Here is an 18,743-nt window from a genome sequence, read left to right on the forward strand (position 1 = left end):
GACTTCTGGCAATTTCAAGTGCCGGTGCCGAACTTCGTCCGAACAACTCAGACGCTTGGCTGATCCGGCGAATCCTGTGGGGATTCCGGGGCGTCCAGGTAGCGCGAAAGCGCTTCGCGGATCGAATCGGGAATCGGTGCCTTGGTCAATTTGCCGTGGGCCGCCAATTCGCAGCAGACCGAGACGACCTGCCCGCGGGCTAACATGCGATCGCCGCACCGGAACGTGAATCGATACGTGACGCTGCTGCGGCCGATGTTGCGAACCGAAACGTCGACGGTCAATTCATCTTCGAAGCGGGCGGCCGACAAATAATCGCACTGGGCGGAAACACGCGGCCAAGTCAGCGGTTTGGTGTCATCCCGTTGCCGGGGCAAAACAGAAATCCCCAGCGACCGCAGCAAGGCATGCTCCGCACTCTCCATCCACGGGAAAAATGCGGCGAAATGAACGATGCCGGCAGCGTCGGTTTCGCAGAACTCCACGCGACGCTGGACCGAAAAGACGTCCGGTTTATTCACCGACGTAGGGCATCAGAGCCATGAAGCGGGCTCGTTTGACAGCCGCGGTGACCGCGTGCTGGCTGACGGCGGTACAGCCGCTCTTGCGTCGACCGACTATTCGGCCTTGGCGATTGACCATCTTCTTCAGCAATTCCACGTCCTTGTAATCCACGTACATCGGACGTGGGCGGACGCCATCGACGAAGATCGGGTCCTTTTTGCGGGTACGTGAACGGACGCGTGAACGCTTGCGGGCTCGGCTACGCGAGCTCATGGGACGTGGGGGCATACAGTCTTTTCAACTTGTCTGCAGGACGAACGGACTACACGGCCGGCGCGATCTTTCACCGCCGGCTCGCCAAACTGCGGATCGCGGAGTATGGCGAAACCTGCTGCGACCGGCAAGTGGATTTCACGTCCGTTTTGATTCGGACGATCAATCGTCACGATCCACAAAATCGCTCGATTCGGTTGCGGTGCCCCCATCGTCGCCATGTCGCCGCCGCGATGTCCGCCGAATTGTCCGTCTCAACGCCAGGCGGCGGCCTAAGGGTTTCCTAGGTCGGCATTCGTTCCCGCAAGCCCACGGGCGGTTTGGCGATGCGAATCGACCTCGGCCGATGTCGCCCGCGGTGGGCACGGCGGCAAATGCGAACCAGGCGAACCGATCCGCCGCCCAGCCACCGGACCGGGGCGAAAAGAACCATGTCGTTATTCCATACCCGTTTGAATCAATGCCCGCAGCGACCAGAGGGGCGTCCACGGCGTGGCATTTCTGTCGTCGAAGTCTCGCTGGTGCTGGTCATCGGCGCGGTCGCGGTTTATTGGGTGCCGCGGGTGATGGCGAACATGGAACGTGAAAAGGCCACCGATGCTTTCGACTTCCTGAACAGCGTTCGCGAAGCACAAGTCGATTTTCACGCCCAGGCGGGGCACTACGCGGCAAACCTCAGCCAGTTGGACTTGGACCGCACCGCCCCGATCCATTTCTCGATCGGCCCGGTCGACAGCACCACTGACGCATGGAGTCTGACGCTGACCCGCGCCGGCACGGCGACCGACAACAAGTACACCGTGATCTTCACCGAACAAGGTTTCGATTCACGTCGCAGCAGTGTGACCGGCGACTTGATTCCACAAGATTTGCTTTCGGGCCAGTTCGTTTCGCCGGATCTGATTGCCGGCGGTTGGGCAGGGCGACCCGACATTCACGGCGATTCGGATCGGTGATGTGGAAGTCGCGAAACTGAAATCCATCCCGGAATCGCAAGCCAGCACGGCAGTCCACTGGGACGCCAACGTATTGCACGCTTGCCGAGTGCACCGAACTTGGTGGGGAGGGGTTTCGTTTCGCCACGCGTCACAGGATTTCACCCGATCGACCGAAGATGTCGCGCTCTCGGACCTGTTGAATTCCCTGGGGCATGATCTTTCCGCGGATCGTTTGGTGGTGGGATGCCCACTGTCGCTTTGCCAAGTGCGAGTCTCCGCCGACTCGCCTGTTCCGATCGAATCGTCAAACGGTGTTGCCGGCAGGCAGCTCCGGTTCAACGACGTGTCACAGGAAATGGACGGCGGTACTGTTCTGCAGTCGTTTCGTTTAAGCGATCATTTCGGTGGGCATCGTGTGGACGTGACCACGCCAGGCGGTCAAATGCGGTCGATCGTGTCTGCACTGCATGGCGGTCCAGCCGCGCAGGAGGTGAACGTCGCGAACGATCGATCACAGGTCGTTGCGATCACGCCGGATTTGATTGTGCCGTCGGCCGGCTGGAATCGACCGTTCCGGTCCTCGTCGATGGTCGCGGTGCACGTCTTCTTGGGCCTGCGCGACCAATGGGTTTGCGTTTGCTGCGGGGGTGTGCCCGTGCTGGTGCGTCGTTGCCCGCTGCCCGGTGGCGATGAAGCGTCCGGAGTCTTGGACGTGGTCGAAGGCTTGGTCGATGAAGCGTCTGGTCGTTTGTTTCGGCATCGTCCCGCTTCGCGTTTTGCCGCCGATTTGGTCGTCGTCTATGGCCGCGACGAATTGAAATCCTTGATTTCCACCACCGCTTGGGGACGTCGATGGGGACAACGCTGGACTTGGTTGCCCGCTCAGACATTGGATCGTGAATCCATCGCGATGAATCTGGCCTTGCGTGGCCAAGTTTCTGATTCGAACGGGACATCGTCGACGCCACCGTCTTCACCGCACTCAAACCCAGCGAACCCCAATTCCCCGCACCGTCGGGCGTCCAGCGAAAAGGACCGTTCGATGTCGTCCGGCGGGTCGTCGGCCTTGCCCAGGACGGTTTTCGTCCGGCGACAACGCCCGCCAAAGCCTTCGGCCAAGTCAACGATTCGCTCCTGGTCGGTTCGTTTGGTTGCGTTGGGTCGATGGTCCCAGGCTTGTTTTGAAAAGATCGTCCGCCCTGCCCCGCTGGGATCTCGGACCCATTAGCGACCGCTTTTTTGTGTCAAAGAGTCACCACGTGATGAAATCCATCTCCAACGAGATCTCCGTTGATCCTCAGGGTTCCGCCGGTACCAGTCAGTGGGCGATGCAGGTGGGACGCATGGATCCCGATGCCGTGCTGCGCTGGTGCGAGGCCCCGGAGGATGCCAGCGATTCTCCGCTGCAAGACGGTGTCGGCAGCGCCCCGGTTCTGGGCACCGATGGATTGATCGATCAGACGGCGATCGCACATGCGTTTTCACAAATGTACCTGATCCCCGTCTTTGATCCGCCCGTCGATGAGCCGTTGCCGGTCGACCGATCGGTCGCCGAATCGATTCCCAAGGAGGTGTGCGAGAAGCATTCGCTGGCACCGTTGGCTGATGACGGTTTCACTTTGGAAGTGGCCGTCGCCTGTCCCGACGGGCTGCGTCACGCCGATGCGATCGGTCGCCAATTGGATCGCCGGATTCGCCCCATGTTTGCCACCGCCGATGTCGTCGGACGGCTGATCGCCGCGTTGCATGATTCAACCAATCGTCAGGATGGCTTGCTGCGACACGCAAAGGCAGCGGAGGCCTGCGATGACCCTTCGCACGATGAACGTCCGACGATCCAGCGCCCGGCGGAGCAGGTTTCGCCAGCGGAACGGCCGTCCGACGAAATCGATGCGGCCAAACGCACACTTTCGATCGGCGCTGCATCGGAATCCGACCAAGCCATCGCCGACCTTCTGGCGGAAGCCATTCGCCAAGACGCCACGGATATTCACTTGGAACCGGCCGGCGACACCTGCCGCATTCGAATCCGTGCCGAAGGCCGCTTGTCTGTCCACGGCGCGTTTTCCGTCGCTTTGTATCGCCAAATCAGCGACGCGTTGAAGTTGCGATCGCGTGTTCGCCGCAGCGAGAGTCGTCTGCCACAAGAAGGCGGATTCACCCTGCTGCGCGGGGCAAAACGTTTTCATGTTTCCCTGCAGACTTTTCCGACCGCCGCCGGCGAAAGCATGGTTCTGGGGTTGCGCGAACTTTCGGCTGTCGCGGAATCCTTGGACGCGTTGTCGATGGACCCGGTCCAGCTGGCACGGGTACGCACGATCCTGCAATCGTCCCACGGTCTGGTTGCCATTTGCGGGCCGCGTGGGAGCGGAAAGCGGGCCACCATGCAAGCCTTTGCCGCCGAATTGAACGACGTCACCCGAAACGTATGCTCGGCGGAGCGGCGTGGAACGGTGTCGATGCCCGGCATTAACCAAGTGCTGACCTGCGAGGCCGCCGGCTTGGGGATGACACAAACCCTACAGGTCTGCTTGAACCAAGATCCCGATGTCGTGTTGCTCGGTGAACCCTGGAATGCAGGCACCGCGCGTCTGTGTGCCGACGCGGCATCGGCCGGCGCGCTGGTCATCGGCATGATGCGCAGTAGCGATTCGTTGTCGGGCTTTCGTCGGTTGTGCAGCTACGGCGATTCCGCTGCGCCTTTCACATCATCACTGTCCGGCATCATCGGCCAGCGCAGCTTGCGACGGCTGTGCGATCATTGTCGCCGACCGACGCGTCCCGATCGGGCGACCGCCCAGCGTTTGTCGTTGACGCAGGATGCCGTGCTGTACCAGGCCGCCGGATGTGACGCGTGTGACCAGTCCGGGTATCAGGGAACGATGTATCTGTATGAAGTGATACGGATCCCCGATGAGATTGATCGAAACGACGTTTGGAACGACGCCGGTTCAGTCACTCGATCGGCCAGCGATTTCAAAACCATCGCGCGCCGGCAAGGCGTTCTGACTCTGGCCGAACAGACAAGGACGCATTTGTTGGCCGGGCACGTCAGTGTTCAAGACGCATTGCGGGGCGGGACCGTCATGGGGTCCAGATCTTAGGGGCCGTGGCATTCGATGCCGAAGCGTTGATCGCACGATGGTTTGGGCTTGTGGGTGTTGTTCTGCGACGTGCCTTGATGCGAACGTAAGGTGCCGCAAACCGGCATCGGTCGGCAAACGAGTCGGCGGCGCTGGTCGAATCCGCATGCATGGGTTCGGTTAAGTCTTCGACCACAAATCCCGATCGACACATCCCGCCGATCAGTTCTTCCCAGCGGTGAAGGTATTCCGTGGCACCATGTTCGCGCAGCCGGCGTGCCGCTGCCGACCAATGCTCCGGTGCAGGCACTGGATCGCGTCGATAGTACGAATGCAGGATTTCATAGCTGCCACCGCCACCGCGTCGCAAAGACGTTTGAAGGCTGACCGGTGTCTTGTGCTGGCTGATGTACAGACCACCGGGTTTGGTGACCCGGGCGACTTCGGAAAAGACACCGGACACATCCGGCAGATAACACGTGCTGACCGGGTGGACGACCAAGTCGAAGGATTCGTCACCCAGGCCCGCCAAGTCGTCCATGCTGGTTTCGATGATCCGCACCCGGTGCCCGTGGCGGGCGGCCATCTGACGATCCAGCTCCAGCATCGCGGGGCTGTAATCGACCACGGTTACCTCCGCACCGGCGGCGCTGTACAGCGAACTGTGACGCCCCCCGCCTGCGGCCAAGCACAACACACGCCAACCGTGAATCGATCCCCCCAGCCAGCCGATCGGGTCCACCGTGGACAGCGGATCGGCCAATTCCGCGTCGCTGGCCGGGCGGCAAAGCGGATCTTTCTTCGCCGCCATCGCGTCGTAAGTGTGGCGATTGGCCCGCAATGCGGCGTTTCGTGGATCCATGGCGTGGCCGGCCTTCGGGGGCCGATGAAAACGGGGAAGATGAGCGTCGCGTGGGGGGATACTCGAAAAAACGCGAAAAAAATGCGTGGTTTTTCGAATCCGGCCCACGACGCGGGAACTTTTGCAACGCGGTGGTCATCCGATGCCATGAATCACCACCGACCGCACGACCGTGCCGACGAAGCCGCCAGCGTTGCCTGGGGCTGCTGTTTCATGGATGAAACCCATCGGCCTGGTCGGTCACGCCGGATACACGATCCGGATAACATAACGCGGCGTGGTCCTTGAACGAATCGTGAATGATGTCTGATTTAGACCCCGAAATCGAAGAACGGCTCAGCGGCTATTTGGATGGTGCCGTTGATGCGCAACAGCAGGCGAGGATCGATGCCCGTCTGCGACACGACGCCGATGCGCGGGCGGATCTGGAAAGTCTGCGTGATCTGGGTGACCGTTTGCGCGAACTGTCCGCAAGCGAATCGAATGTTTTGCCCGACGGTTTTGCCGACCGCGTGGTGGAATCGGCGATCGAACGAGCCCGTTTGGAGGGCTGTGAGGACAGCCACCCGCTGTTGAAGGCGTCGACACAACCCGTACGGACCGCCATCGCGGTGCCGGTCAAACGCGTCGTTGCCGTGGGCGCCTGCTTGGCCTTGGCCGCATCGGTTGCATTGGCCGTCGTTTTGTTGCCCGACCCATCACCGGTCGATCCGATCAACGGTCTGGCGCAGACCGATTCGTCAGACGTCCGCGATGTCGACACGCAGCCGGGAAGCCAAGTTGTGGTTCCACCGGAGATGCCTCAAGCGGATCCGTCGTCGATCCAGCAGGATTCGATGCTGGTGCAATCGGACCCCGATGTTGATGGCGGGATCGATTCGACGTCGCGCGAAACCGTGCTGCCACGACCGGATACCGTCGCCAGCCGAACGCAACCGAAAGATGCCTCGACGATGACTCCGGCGGCTGAAGACACGGTTGCACCGCCCGAAGATGCGGCGGTGTTGGATTCTTTGGTCGGCGCATCGGCAACGGGCCGGTCACGTTCGACCAAGGCCGTTTTGGTGCTGGACATCCGGCTGGTCGATAAGCGATTGGGGATGGCACCGATCCGCGACGCGATGCGACGTGCACGCGTGGCCGACGAAAGCGAACAACCGGTCGACCCGTCCGTTTTGGGCGCCGTCGCCAACGCGGTGGATGATGCAAACCTGTCGGGTTCGCTGATGTATTTGAAAGCCCCGGCGAAGCAGCTGGACCGATTCATCATGAATCTGCTGGCGGATCGCGAACAGGTCGAATCCGTGGGGCTTAGCTTGGCGTCAGATGCTCCGGTACTAGGCGTTGCATCGGAGTTTGCCGATGTCAAACCGACGTCGGTTCGTCACGACTTTGGTGACATGATCGATTCGGCAGAATCGTCGAAGTTGGTGGATAGCCTGGCCGACCGTGCGTTCCTGCCACTGCAAGCGACATTGGTACCTGATGCCATCGCCGGGCTTCAGCCGGGTGGTGCCGATGACGGGCCGGACGTCATGTCCAACGTTTTTATCCTGGTCCGCTAGGCCGACCACGAGTCTCGGCCGCTGGTTTTGACCGTTTGCCTAAATCGCTGCTGCCGCCCAAAGCGATTGGCAGGGCTTAGCGGTCGATTCCGCGACCGGCGGCGGCCGACAGGATGTCTTCGATCCGTTCGGTGGTACGTTGCACGTTGTGGTGTTGCCCGATCACATCGAAACCGTTTTCAACATGGCGGCTGACCCTTTCGGGGCTACGTGACATGGCCGCGATCGCGGCAGCCAGTTGATCGGCATTGCCCTGCCCTGCCCAGAAAGCGATCGGCTTGTCTCGCTGGATTTCCGGTGCACCGCCGGCGGTCGTGCAAATGACCGGGACCTTCAGCGCCAATGCTTCCAGCACGACGTTGGGCATGCCTTCGAACAGCGATGGCAGTACCAAGGCATCGGCCGTCACCATGTGTGCCGCCGGACGTTCCGATCGGCCCAGAAATCGGACCCAGTGATTGGTCGGACGCCCGGGTTCGGACGTCGCAGTCGGATGGTTCCAGCCGTTTGACGCGACGATCTTTTGAAGCTTTGGCCGCAGCGGTCCGTCGCCGACCAAGTCCAATTGAATTGCAATGCGGTTGGCGGACGGCCCGGATTGCAGCTTCCGAAGTGAATCCAGCAGAACCTCGTGCCCTTTTTCCGGCGTCATTCTGGCGACACAGACCAGACGCAAACGTTGGTGCTGTTGGCCGATTCGGGTTTCCGCATCTGCGGCGTCATTGCGCAACGCATCCAAATCGATAGGATTGGGAATGACTCGGATCCGATTGGGCGACAATCCATAAGACTGGGCGGCTGATTCGGCGGATTGTCGGCTGACCGCGATCACCTGGAAGGATCGGCGATAGGCCATCGCCAGCAAACGGCGTTTCCAAGCAATGAATTTCGTTTCGACCATTGGCAACGCGTGACTTGGCGGGCTGACAATCGTGGAAACACGTGGCACGCGGCACCGTCGGCAAGCCGACGACGCAGTCAATGTCATGTGGTACGTGCGGTCGTAAACGACATCGATCTGTTCGTCACGCAGCAGCATCGCCAGTTCTCGGGATTCTTGGCGGTGGATTCGACCGGGCCAATTGCGTTGGATGTCCGTGGCAAAATCCGATGCCACGTGGACCGGAACATCCGGCGGAACGGCCTTCAAAAAGATCCCTTCGGCACGTTTCAGATACAGATGCGGTTCAAACCGGTCGCGATCCAAATGACGCAGCAAATGCAGGATTTGTCGTTCGCTGCCGCCGCCGTCCATCGATCCGATCATCAACAGCACACGGATGGGGGCGTTGGGATCGGGCGTCACGGCCATACGACGTCAATCCACACCAAGCGGTGATCACTGGCCGTGATCCAATAGCGTTGCGGGGAATCCGGTCCCGGCCAAAACACACCGCTGTCACGAAGCTCCAGTGATTGATCAGGTACCACGTAGTCGACCCGCATCCATCCGTTGCGACCAAAGTCGGCAGTCGCGTGAGGGCTGACGCTATCGGAAGGTTCCTTTTCCGCGACCGCCGCGCCGATGGGCTGTGGATCGGTCGTGCGATCGTGTTCCAGCAAGTTGATGATGGCTTCACGTCGGCCGTCGCCGCGAACCGGATCGGCATTCAGGTCACCCATGATCACGAACGGGTCGTCGGAATCAAAGCCGCCTTGAACCCCCGCATCATCAATCATCCAGGCGTCGGACGAACCGTCCAAGTAATCCGTCCAGAAGCGAATCTCATCGTGGTTGCGGCATCCATTGTGGTCTTCTGGACCGTCGAAAACCGGCGGCGTCGGGTGGCTGGCAAGAACGTGCAGCGTGCGTTCACCGATTCGCACCGGAACGTCGATGTGATTCTTGCTGGACAACCGCAGCTGATTCCAAACGTCTTCGTCGTAGTACGTTTCACCCGATTTGGGATCGACCGGAACTTGGGGATCGGGCATCGACGCCCAACGCAACGTCTGAAATGTCCGGATCTGTTCGTCATCGATGGGAAAACGGCTAAGCACGGCCATCGCATACTGCCCCTCGTACACACCGTATCCCCAAGCATCATTGGGTTGGCCGGGTAGCCCGTTATCGTCCAGGTCCAGTCCCGAATCGACGCCCGTGTTGCTGGGGAATGAACGAACGTGCTCGAACCGGTGTCCTTCGCGTTCGGTATTGCCGACCGCAAAGAACAAATCGTTCAGCGCGTTTACCGTCGCGGCGTCTTCGTCAAAATCGATTTCATTCAGTAGCAAGACATCCGGACGCACCGTTTGAACGATCGCCGCGATCCGTTCGGCTTGCTGGTCCTTGCCATCAGCCAGGCGTTCCATCATTTGTCCGGGGGCTTTGCCGTACAGCGACACATTGAACGTGGCGATCCGAAGAACGCCGTCCTTCTTAGGCGGAATTTCGCCGGTCGCGGGTGAGATCACAGTGCCCGGCATCGATTGGGGGGCTTGGGGGTCCGGAGTGTCGGAGTCTGCCGGATCTGCTGCGATCGGCGATGCTGGTTGAGTCGAATCAGAACCGGATGGCTTTGCCGACGCGGTGGCATCGGGTTCCGATTTGGCGCATCCGGTGATCACCATGGCCAGCACTGCAATGACGCAAATCCAGCGATTCATTCGACATCCACACTCTACATACAGGATCGCTACGGATCCGGATCGGAAAGGAGACGGCAGGGCGATGGTTCGGTCGACGCCCACGCCCGTGCGTGTTCCAATCGCGTCGCCCGATCACCGCCACGGTTGACGTCGTCAAACGGTCAAGCCAAGTGTTTTCGATATTCACACCCTATCAAACGAGACCCGGGACGGGCACCGGCGGCGTCGCACCACACTCGAAGCCCATCCAATCCTGATCCGTCATTCGCTCAGTATTGAATCTCATGGAATCCAATCAACCAAAGCACTCGTATTTGGCAACCGACCTGGACGGCACTCTGATCCCGCTGCAGGTGCGGGAGGCGGTGCGTGGCGGCTTGTCGGTCGACGAAGCGGAACGCCGGCTCGAAGCCAGCACCGAAGCTTTACGGCGATTTCATCAAGCCATCCAACCGACGCCCGGGCAGCCGCGTTTGCGCATGGCGTTTTTAACGGGGCGGCATTTGGAATCAGTGGGCGATGCGATCGGACAGTTTGATCTGCCCCTGCCCGAATGGATTCTGTGCGATGTCGGTAGCAGCATCTATCACCGTCAGGCCGGTGACGTTGCGGGACGCTCCCCCGCGGGCGATGTCGTGACCGACGGGTTTGAACGCCTGCAAGCCTATGACGACGAACTGTCGCGGATCACCGGTGACATCGACGCGGATGATCTGCGGCGACGTTTGCAAGCGATCGACGGCATTCGATTGCAAGAGCCCGAAAAACAGGCCCGCTTCAAACTGAGTTTTTACGCGGACCAGCATGAACTTGAGCAGCGGGTCGCCGCGATTCGTGAGTTTCTGGATCAGCAAGATTTGCCTTTTGGCATCGTTCACAGCGTTGACCCGTTCAACGGTGACGGGTTGATCGATGTGATGCCCCGCGGGGTGACCAAAGCCCATGCATTGCATTGGTGGATTCAACACTTTGGAATCGATTCCGACCAAATCGCCTTCGCCGGTGATTCGGGGAACGATCTGGCTGCTTTGATCAGCGGCATTCCAGCGGTGGTTGTCGGCAACGCTGATCGTTCCTTGGCTTCACGCGTGTTGCGGCATCATCGTGAATCGGGCTGGGAAGGACGGCTGTTTTTGGCCGACGATCACAGCACCGCCGGCGTCTGGCAAGGGTGTCGGTGGTTCGGATTGGTGGGGCGTGACGGATCAGATCCCACCATTGGCTCCGATGCAACGACGTGTCCTTCGAGCCTGGAGATTGATCGCCTGCACGGTCATTTGGGGGCATCGCTGATCCATCGGGATACCACGCGTTTTGTGGTGTTTGCACCTTCGCACCAAGAGGTTGAAGTCTTGCTGGTCGACCAAGGCGATCAACCAATGTCCACCCATCGGCTGCGTCGGACGGATGTTGGATATCACGTGGGGTTGGTCAATGAGTGTCCTGCGGGGACACGCTATCGCTATCGATTGTCCGGTGAAACCGTTGTCCCCGATCCGGCCAGTCGTTTTCAGCCGGATGGTGTTCATGGTCCGTCACAAGTCGTCGACCGCCGACACGCATGGGCACACCGATGCGCCGATTCGATCGGTCGTGATGATTTGATTATCTACGAACTGCATCTGGGAACGTTCACCGATGCGGGGACCTATCAGGCGGCGATTGATCGACTGGACGAACTGGTCGAACTGGGTGTCAATGCGATTGAAATCATGCCGGTCGCGGCCTGTGGCGGACGCTGGAACTGGGGCTATGACGGCGTCGATTGGTTTGCACCCATGGCCGACTATGGCACGCCGGATCAGTTTCGCGACTTCGTCGATGCGGCCCATGGCAAAGGATTGGCTGTCATCCTGGACGTCGTCTACAACCACTTTGGGCCGGAAGGCAACTATCTGCATCCACTGGGCGGATACATTTCCGCCAAGCATCACACGGTCTGGGGTGATGCACCAAACTTTGACCAGCCGCCGACCGATCGCGAAGTCCGACGGTTCGCGATCGCTAACGCGATTCACTGGTTGGATGAATACCGTATCGACGGTTTACGTGTCGACGCGATCCACTGCATCGCCGACGACAGTGAAAACCACTGGGTGGCTGAATTGTCGGAGGCGGTTCGAAAGTGGGGTGATTCGAAGGGCCGCAAACCATCGCTGATCGCCGAGTCCAACATCTACGATCCCCAGATGCTGATTCCTCGGTCACAGGGCGGCATGAACTTTGACGCGCAGTGGTGTGACGACTTTCTGCACAGCGTCTTTGCCGTTCTTCGTCCGGGCGAACAACTGTCCCAACGGACCTATCACGCCGAAAGCGACCTGCGACAGGTCATGTCACAGGGCTATGTCTTCGAAGGCACGGTACGTTCGCCACGCCAGCGGACCGAACCGGGGGCGCGAGTGGACACTGCGGGCTTGGTCTATTCGATTCAGAATCATGATTTCATCGGCAATCATCCGCTGGGCCAAAGGCTGCACACCATCGCCGGGATGTCGGCGCAACGTGCCGCTGCTGCCTTGCTGATTCTGTCGCCCGCCATTCCGATGCTATTCATGGGGGAAGAGTTCGCTTGCCCCAACCCGTTTTCGTTCTTTGTCGATTTTGGCGATGATCATCTTCGGCAATCCGTGGTCGAAGGGCGGCGCCGCGAATATCCACAGCACGATTGGTCGGCCGGGCATTTGCCCACCGATCCTGCCGCCATGGAATCATCCAAGATCGGTCCGAGGTCGGCCGGATCGGAATCGATGTGGCGATGGTATCGCGATTTGATTGCGATGCGAAAGCAACTGCAACAGGCTGCTTGCTTCGGCGATGATTGTTATGACGTCTTGGCAGGACCAAAGAACGTGTTTGTCATGCGTTACAGCAACGACAAGGTCGCCGTTACGATTCAAGTGTGCTTGGCCGGCCAGGTTTCCGCTGCCGTCCTGCAGTGCCGCGATGGTGAATCGACGGTGATGGATTCCATGGCCGATCAGTATCGTGAGGAAACCGATAGCGCCGCCGACCAAGAACATGCCGCGGCATCACGGGCATTGATCACCGCACGCGGCTTGGCTGACGGTTGATGCGTTACGTCAGCGCCGGGCATCGTCGTCTTTCGACTTACGAAACGGGAGTTCGGGGACGCTGCTTTTGCGAAGCGAGAGGCAACCCGCGGTAGGCGGTTCGAACCGGTCAGGTTACACGCCCGGGCCACAAATAAGCGGCAGCGACGCCGCCCAGTAATCCGCCCAAGTGAGCGCCGTTGGCAACGTTGCCGATCAGTGGCGTCATGCAAATCACCAGCCATCCCAGCATCAGCATGACGTTCTGGGGTGGCATGCGGATCGGGTACAGGGCTTCGACCTTCGGACGAATCCAGATGTATCCGAACAGTCCGAACACTGCACCGGAGGCACCGATGGCGAACGGTGATCCTTGCAACGACGGGGGCAACCAGTCGGGCAGCAGCACCTGCACCAGCATTCCCGCGATCTGGCTGACCAGCACCAGACCGGCGAAAAACAGCGACCCGTGCAGTCGTTCCAGCGACGACCCCAAGGTGTAGATCCACAGCATGTTGAACAGCAGGTGAATCACGCTGCCGTGCAAAAACATCGGTGTGATCAGACGCCAAACTTGGCCCTTTTTTAACGATGCCAAGCTGTCGCCACCGTCCGCGGTCGCGAACACCGTCCAGTCGACCACTTCACCACGTTCGCTTTGCAAGGTTGCATAGTCGTAGCGGTCGACAAACGACATCGCCAAATAACTTTTGGTTTCCAACGAGAGGTTGTCCCGAAAATCGGCGTTCCGGGGATCCGCCCAATCGACGTTGCCAAAGTTGGTCCCAAAGCTGGCCAGGACCGAAATTGCAATGATCCCGATGGTCAGCGGGATGTTCGCCTGACGCATGCGTCCCATCCCCGGACCGCCGGTGGGTACCGAACGGATGTTCTTCTGCATCCGCTGTTGCTGTTTGGCCTGCTCGCTGCGAATTTTTTTGACCTGATCACCCACGTCATAGCGGGGGGCACCCGGGTCTTGGCGGAACGTGCCGAGTTCGGTTCGGGCCGCTTCCACGTCCGATTCGTCACGGATCCAGACGTCGCATCCGTCGGATTCCTGTTCCCACGTCGCGTCGATCTGGCGTGTTAACAGATAGTCGCAAAACCGGCGGGCGTCCCTGGGCTGTGAAAGAGTCCCGATTTTTCGCATGAATGAGGGGGGGATGGGGGGAGTTAAAGCGTGGCCAATGGCGGATTGGATGGTTCGGCGCCCATCACTCGACCGTGATCGGACGCGAAAAGACTTGTCGAAATCGTCCGTTGATGAATATCATGCATTGTCGGTTGGAACGATAGACCGGCCGGAAAGACCGATTCATAGCCCCGACGAATTGACGAAAAGGGAAATCCCGATATGGCAATCAAGCTCAGCGAACGTGCTGCCGAAGAAGTCAAACGCTTCCAAAAAGAACACAATTTTGACGATTCGATGCTGCTGCGCATCGGCGTCGCCGGTGGCGGCTGCAGCGGCTTCAACTACACCCTGAACTTCGACGACAGCTTCGACGACAAAGTCGATTCCAAGTACGAATGGCACGGCGTGGCCGTGGTCGTCGACAAGAAAAGTGCTCTGTACCTGGATGGCACGACCGTCGATTGGTACGAAAGCCTGGAAAAGAAGGGGTTCACCTTCGACAACCCCAACGCAGTTAAAAGCTGTGGCTGCGGCAGCAGTTTCCAGGCCTGATTGCCAAGACAGGATGCCTTTGACGCCGTCGCACTGACGGGCTGGCACGAATCAAATTTCGCCGACGGCCATGCGATCGATCGCATGGCCGTTTCTGTTGGCCAGCCGTTTCTGTTGGCAGCCAGTGGCCGCTTGCCGTCCCGCGGTGGCGGAATTGTGCTTGAGGCCTCCGTTTCAAATCGACGCCGGGACCGCCACGTTGGATTCCTTAATGCCATTAGAAGACTGGATTTGCGACGTTGCGGGCGCCGAATCGGTCGGCCCCACGACGCCAGTTCAGTCGCTTTGGAGCGGGTACGGCCAAATCGTCCGTGTTCCCTTGGTGAAAGCGTCGGTCCCTACGGTGATCGTCAAGCAGGTGCGGCCGCCGCAAGTCGGCGACCAGCCCGGACGCCACCCTCGCGGATGGGATACACCGATTTCTCATCGACGAAAGTTGCGTTCCTACGAAGTGGAATCGGCGTTCTATGCCCGATTCGCGGACCGATGCGACGATCGTTGCCGCGTCGCCCGTTGCTGGGGCCAAGCCAGTGACCAAGATAGCCTGACATTGGTGCTGGAAGATCTGGATGCCGCAGGGTTTCCCTTGCGATTGGGCCGATTGGACATCGACGGTGTGGCTCGCGGGCTGGCGTGGTTAGCCAATTTCCATGGCACGTTCTTGCACCCGGCCGACGATGCGACCGGCTTCGATGGACTGTGGCCGATCGGAACGTACTGGCATTTGGACACCCGGCCGGACGAATGGCGGGCGATGCCCGAGAATGATCTGAAACGCCAAGCCGCTGTGATTGATCAGCGTTTGAATGAGAGCTTCTTCCAGACGCTGGTTCATGGTGATGCCAAGGTCGCCAACATGTGTTTTCCCGCTGACGAGCGATCGGCGCCGGCGATGGTGGATTTCCAGTACGTCGGTCGCGGATGCGGAATGAAGGACGTGGCGTACTTCTTAAGCAGTTGCGTCGACGAATCGGAATGTCAGCGAAACGAATCGACTTACCTGGCCATCTATTTCGCTGCACTGCGTGCCGCCGTGGTCCGCCATCACGGTGATCGATTCGATCTGGACGCCTTGGAAACGCAGTGGCGACAACTGTATCCACTGGCCTGGGCGGATTTCGTGCGTTTTCTGGAAGGCTGGTGTCCCGGCCATGCCAAGCTGACCGGCTATTCCCGGCATATGGTTCACCAAGCGTTGACGTCGGCGCAATCACCGACGTCCTCCGACGTCTGAACCATTTGGTGACGATGCTGAATCGGCGTGCCGCGAACCGAAACGAATCAGCGACCGGAGGTCACTGTTCGTTTTGATCTTCCGCCGCCGGAACGTTGTCCGAGTCATTGGAGTCACCGCCGTCAGGTGTCGGCGCTGTTTCGGCTTCTTCCTCATCGCGTTCTTCGGCCGGCACACGCACCACTTCGATCAGAGAATCGTCCGCGTCGACGTTCATGATCCGAACACCTTGGGTGTTGCGACCGATCACGCTGATATCGCCGGCCTTGATCCGCTGGATCTTGCCTTTGGCAGTCATCATGAACACTTCGTCGTCGTTTTTGACGACGGCAATGCCGACCACTTGTCCGTTGCGTTCGCTGGTGCGGATGTCTCGCAGCCCCTTACCACCACGCTTTTGTGTTCGGTATCGGGCACCCGAGCTGGTCGATTCTTCTTCTCCCGCATCGTCTTCATCGGTTTCCACCAAATTCGGACCGAACGGGGTGCGTTTGCCGTAGCCGTTTTCGCAAACGGTCAGCAGCGTCGCATCGGGATCGGCGACCACCATGCCGACGACTTCGTCGTCGCCGACCAGGGAGATGCCTTTGACCCCCGAGGTGTTACGACCCATCGGGCGAGAATCGGATTCCTTAAAACGAATCGCCATGCCGGTCTTGGTGACCATCATTAATTCATCACCGGGGCCGACGACGGCGGCATCGACCAATTCGTCATCCTCGCGAAGTTTGATGGCGATAATGCCGCCTCGCTTCGGTCGGCTGTACTGTTCCAGCGGTGTTTTTTTGACCAAGCCTTTTCGGGTCGCCATCGCGACGTAGTAACCTTCCTGGTCAAAGTCCCGCACGACCAAACACTCGGCGATCTGTTCGCCATCTTCCAAGTTCAGCAGATTGACGATCGCGCGTCCCTTAGAATCTCGGGCAAGTTGCGGCAAGTCATAGACCTTTTGCCAGCGAACTTTACCGGTCGTCGTCAAGAACAACAGGTACGCGTGGGTACTGGCGACAAACAGCAACGCGATCGGATCGGCTTCGTCGGTCTTGGCACCCTTCAGGCCTTTGCCGCCACGACGCTGGGTGTTGTAGACACTGGTTGGCGTGCGTTTGATGTACCCGTTGTGGCTGATCGAAACCACCATGGTTTCTTCGGTGATCAGGTCTTCCAGATCGATGTTACCAAGTTCTTCACCGGAGATTTCCGTCCGGCGTGCGTCACCAAAGCGTCGTTTGATCTCTTCCAAGTCATCTTTGATGATCCCGTAGACGCGTGCCTGATCGCCCAGGATGTCCAAATAGTCGGAAATTTCCTTCAGCAACTCAGCATGTTCATCGGTCAGTTTTTCCTGTTCCAGGTTGACCAACTGGCCCAACCGCATCCGCAGGATCTCGTCCGCTTGGACGCTGGTCAGCGTGTACGATTCCGCCTCGCCGCGTTCAATGACGAATTGTTTGAAACCTTCGTCGCCCAGAGCCCGCTGCATCAGTGATGAGGGGCATTCGATGCCCATCAACCGCTGTTTGGCTTCCGGCTGGGTACGGCTGGTGCGGATCGTTTGGATGATCTCGTCGATGTTGGCCAGTGCCAGCAACAAACCTTCGACGGTGTGTTTGCGGCGGCGTGCTTTGGCCAGCAAGAATTGGGTGCGGCGCCGAATCACGTGGACGCGGTGACGAAGGAACTCCGTCAGCATTTCCTTCAGCGTCAGTTCACGCGGCTTGCCGTCGACCAGGGCCAAGAAGATCAGCGAAAAGGTGTCTTGAAGCGGGCTGAATTGATACAGCTGATTCAGCACGACATCCGGATCGGCGTCGCGTTTCAGTTCGACGACCAGACGAACCGGTTCCTTCAGATCACTTTCATCGCGGATCGCGGAGATGCCTTTGACTTTGTCGCCGTTGACCAGCGCGGCGATCTTTTCAACGATCCGGTCGCGATACTGTTGGTACGGAATCTCGGTGATGATGATGCGATGGCGGTTGCCCTTCATCTCCTCGATTCGGCAACGGGCGCGCACCACCATTGTGCTGCGTCCGGTCTTGTAACCGCGTCGAATGCCGGCCCGTCCGCAAATGATCCCGCCGGTGGGAAAATCGGGACCCGGGATGATTTCGCACAATTCGTCGATCGTTGTTTCCGGTTCATCGATCAACCGAATCAACGCATCGCAGACTTCCGTTGGGTTGTGCGGTGGGATGCTGGTCGCCATCCCAACGGCAATCCCGCCGGAACCGTTGATCAACAGGTTCGGAAACTTGCTGGGCAGAACGGTCGGCTCGCTGCGTGCTTCGTCGTAGGTCGGGACGTAATCGACCGTGTCCAGTTTCAGGTCGTCCAGCATGTTGGCCGCGACGGCACTCAAGCGAGCTTCGGTATATCGCATCGCCGCCGGGGGAAGGCCCGCGATACTGCCGAAGTTCCCCTGCTTGTCGATCAACAGGCTGCGCATGTTCCATTCTTGGGCCATGCGAACCAGCGTCGGATAGATGACGCTTTCACCGTGCGGGTGATAGTTACCCGAAGTGTCGCCGGAAATCTTTGCGCACTTGACCCGCTTGCTGCCCGGGCCGAGGTTCAGGTCGTTCATCGCGACCAAAATCCGACGTTGGGATGGTTTCAAACCGTCACGGACGTCGGGCAAGGCACGGCTGACGATCACGCTCATCGCGTACGTCAGATAGCTGTCACGCAGTTCGTCTTCGATCGGCAGATCGACCATCCGCAGGGCACCACGGCCCCCTTCCCCGTCTCCGGCCGGCGTGACCATGTCGGTGCCCGACGGTGGATCGCCGTTGCCGTTTTCTGAACCGGCTTCGACGTCATCGGCGCCGGTATTTTCCGGACCCGACTCGGACGGTTCGGCGTCCGACGGATTGTCTGATTGGTTTTCGTTGCCGTCTTCGAATTCGTCGTCTGCCAACGTCGTTGCTCTTGGCTATAGGGGGACCGGCC

Annotated in this window: 14 protein-coding genes; 7 read left to right on the plus strand and 7 right to left on the minus strand. The window is 59.5% G+C overall.

From position 1 onward, the window contains the following. Positions 1-47 precede the first annotated feature (47 nt). Complete coding sequence (locus HFP54_RS19595) at positions 48-521, minus strand: acyl-CoA thioesterase (protein ID WP_315853936.1); 474 nt, start codon at positions 519-521, stop codon at positions 48-50. After that, positions 514-777 (minus strand): 30S ribosomal protein S18, encoded by a 264-nt coding sequence (gene rpsR, locus HFP54_RS25795; RefSeq protein WP_196784533.1) that lies wholly within the window; start codon positions 775-777, stop codon positions 514-516. Before rpsR ends, HFP54_RS19595 begins: the two co-directional genes overlap by 8 nt. Positions 778-1,208: 431 nt before the next feature. Between rpsR and HFP54_RS19605 the strand changes: the two genes are divergently transcribed. The 3 genes from HFP54_RS19605 to HFP54_RS19615 are packed head-to-tail and all read left to right on the plus strand — an operon-like array spanning position 1,209 to position 4,819. Then, entirely contained in the window at positions 1,209-1,733 is a 525-nt protein-coding gene (locus tag HFP54_RS19605) for a hypothetical protein (RefSeq protein WP_168566465.1), read from the plus strand. A 1-nt stretch (position 1,734) separates the two neighbouring features. Beyond that, complete coding sequence (locus HFP54_RS19610; protein WP_168566466.1) at positions 1,735-2,943, plus strand: hypothetical protein; 1,209 nt, start codon at positions 1,735-1,737, stop codon at positions 2,941-2,943. A 34-nt stretch (positions 2,944-2,977) separates the two neighbouring features. After that, complete coding sequence (locus HFP54_RS19615) at positions 2,978-4,819, plus strand: GspE/PulE family protein (RefSeq protein WP_168566467.1); 1,842 nt, start codon at positions 2,978-2,980, stop codon at positions 4,817-4,819. Here HFP54_RS19615 and HFP54_RS19620 read toward each other — a convergent pair. Beyond that, complete coding sequence (locus HFP54_RS19620) at positions 4,800-5,609, minus strand: class I SAM-dependent methyltransferase (protein ID WP_146416224.1); 810 nt, start codon at positions 5,607-5,609, stop codon at positions 4,800-4,802. The genes HFP54_RS19615 and HFP54_RS19620 overlap by 20 nt on opposite strands. Before the next feature lie 350 nt (positions 5,610-5,959). Between HFP54_RS19620 and HFP54_RS19625 the strand changes: the two genes are divergently transcribed. Next, positions 5,960-7,225, plus strand: a complete 1,266-nt coding sequence (locus tag HFP54_RS19625; protein WP_168566468.1) for an anti-sigma factor family protein — start codon at positions 5,960-5,962, stop codon at positions 7,223-7,225. Between the two features lie 76 nt (positions 7,226-7,301). On the opposite strand, the gene HFP54_RS19630 is transcribed toward HFP54_RS19625, so the two are convergent. Then, positions 7,302-8,537 (minus strand): glycosyltransferase, encoded by a 1,236-nt coding sequence (locus HFP54_RS19630; RefSeq protein WP_168566469.1) that lies wholly within the window; start codon positions 8,535-8,537, stop codon positions 7,302-7,304. Next, a complete protein-coding gene (locus HFP54_RS19635; RefSeq protein ID WP_235952062.1) occupies positions 8,528-9,832 on the minus strand; it encodes an endonuclease/exonuclease/phosphatase family protein in 1,305 nt (434 codons plus the stop codon). The genes HFP54_RS19630 and HFP54_RS19635 overlap by 10 nt, the downstream gene beginning before the upstream one ends. Positions 9,833-10,098: 266 nt before the next feature. Between HFP54_RS19635 and treZ the strand changes: the two genes are divergently transcribed. Then, entirely contained in the window at positions 10,099-12,888 is a 2,790-nt protein-coding gene (treZ, locus tag HFP54_RS19640) for a malto-oligosyltrehalose trehalohydrolase (RefSeq protein ID WP_168566470.1), read from the plus strand. Positions 12,889-12,997: 109 nt separating this feature from the next. Here treZ and HFP54_RS19645 read toward each other — a convergent pair whose 3' ends face one another. Continuing rightward, complete coding sequence (locus HFP54_RS19645) at positions 12,998-14,020, minus strand: rhomboid family intramembrane serine protease (protein ID WP_168566471.1); 1,023 nt, start codon at positions 14,018-14,020, stop codon at positions 12,998-13,000. Between the two features lie 204 nt (positions 14,021-14,224). Between HFP54_RS19645 and HFP54_RS19650 the strand changes: the two genes are divergently transcribed. Next, positions 14,225-14,557: a HesB/IscA family protein gene (locus HFP54_RS19650; protein ID WP_145293699.1), complete on the plus strand. Its 333-nt coding sequence runs from the start codon at positions 14,225-14,227 to the stop codon at positions 14,555-14,557. Between the two features lie 211 nt (positions 14,558-14,768). Continuing rightward, positions 14,769-15,791, plus strand: a complete 1,023-nt coding sequence (locus tag HFP54_RS19655) for an oxidoreductase family protein (RefSeq protein WP_168566513.1) — start codon at positions 14,769-14,771, stop codon at positions 15,789-15,791. A 61-nt stretch (positions 15,792-15,852) separates the two neighbouring features. Here HFP54_RS19655 and gyrA read toward each other — a convergent pair whose 3' ends face one another. Further along, the gene (gene gyrA, locus HFP54_RS19660) at positions 15,853-18,711 is read right to left on the minus strand and encodes a DNA gyrase subunit A (RefSeq protein ID WP_168566472.1); all 2,859 of its coding nucleotides are present in this window, start codon (positions 18,709-18,711) and stop codon (positions 15,853-15,855) included. Positions 18,712-18,743 lie beyond the last annotated feature (32 nt).

Source organism: Crateriforma spongiae (assembly GCF_012290005.1).
Taxonomy (GTDB): domain Bacteria; phylum Planctomycetota; class Planctomycetia; order Pirellulales; family Pirellulaceae; genus Crateriforma; species Crateriforma spongiae.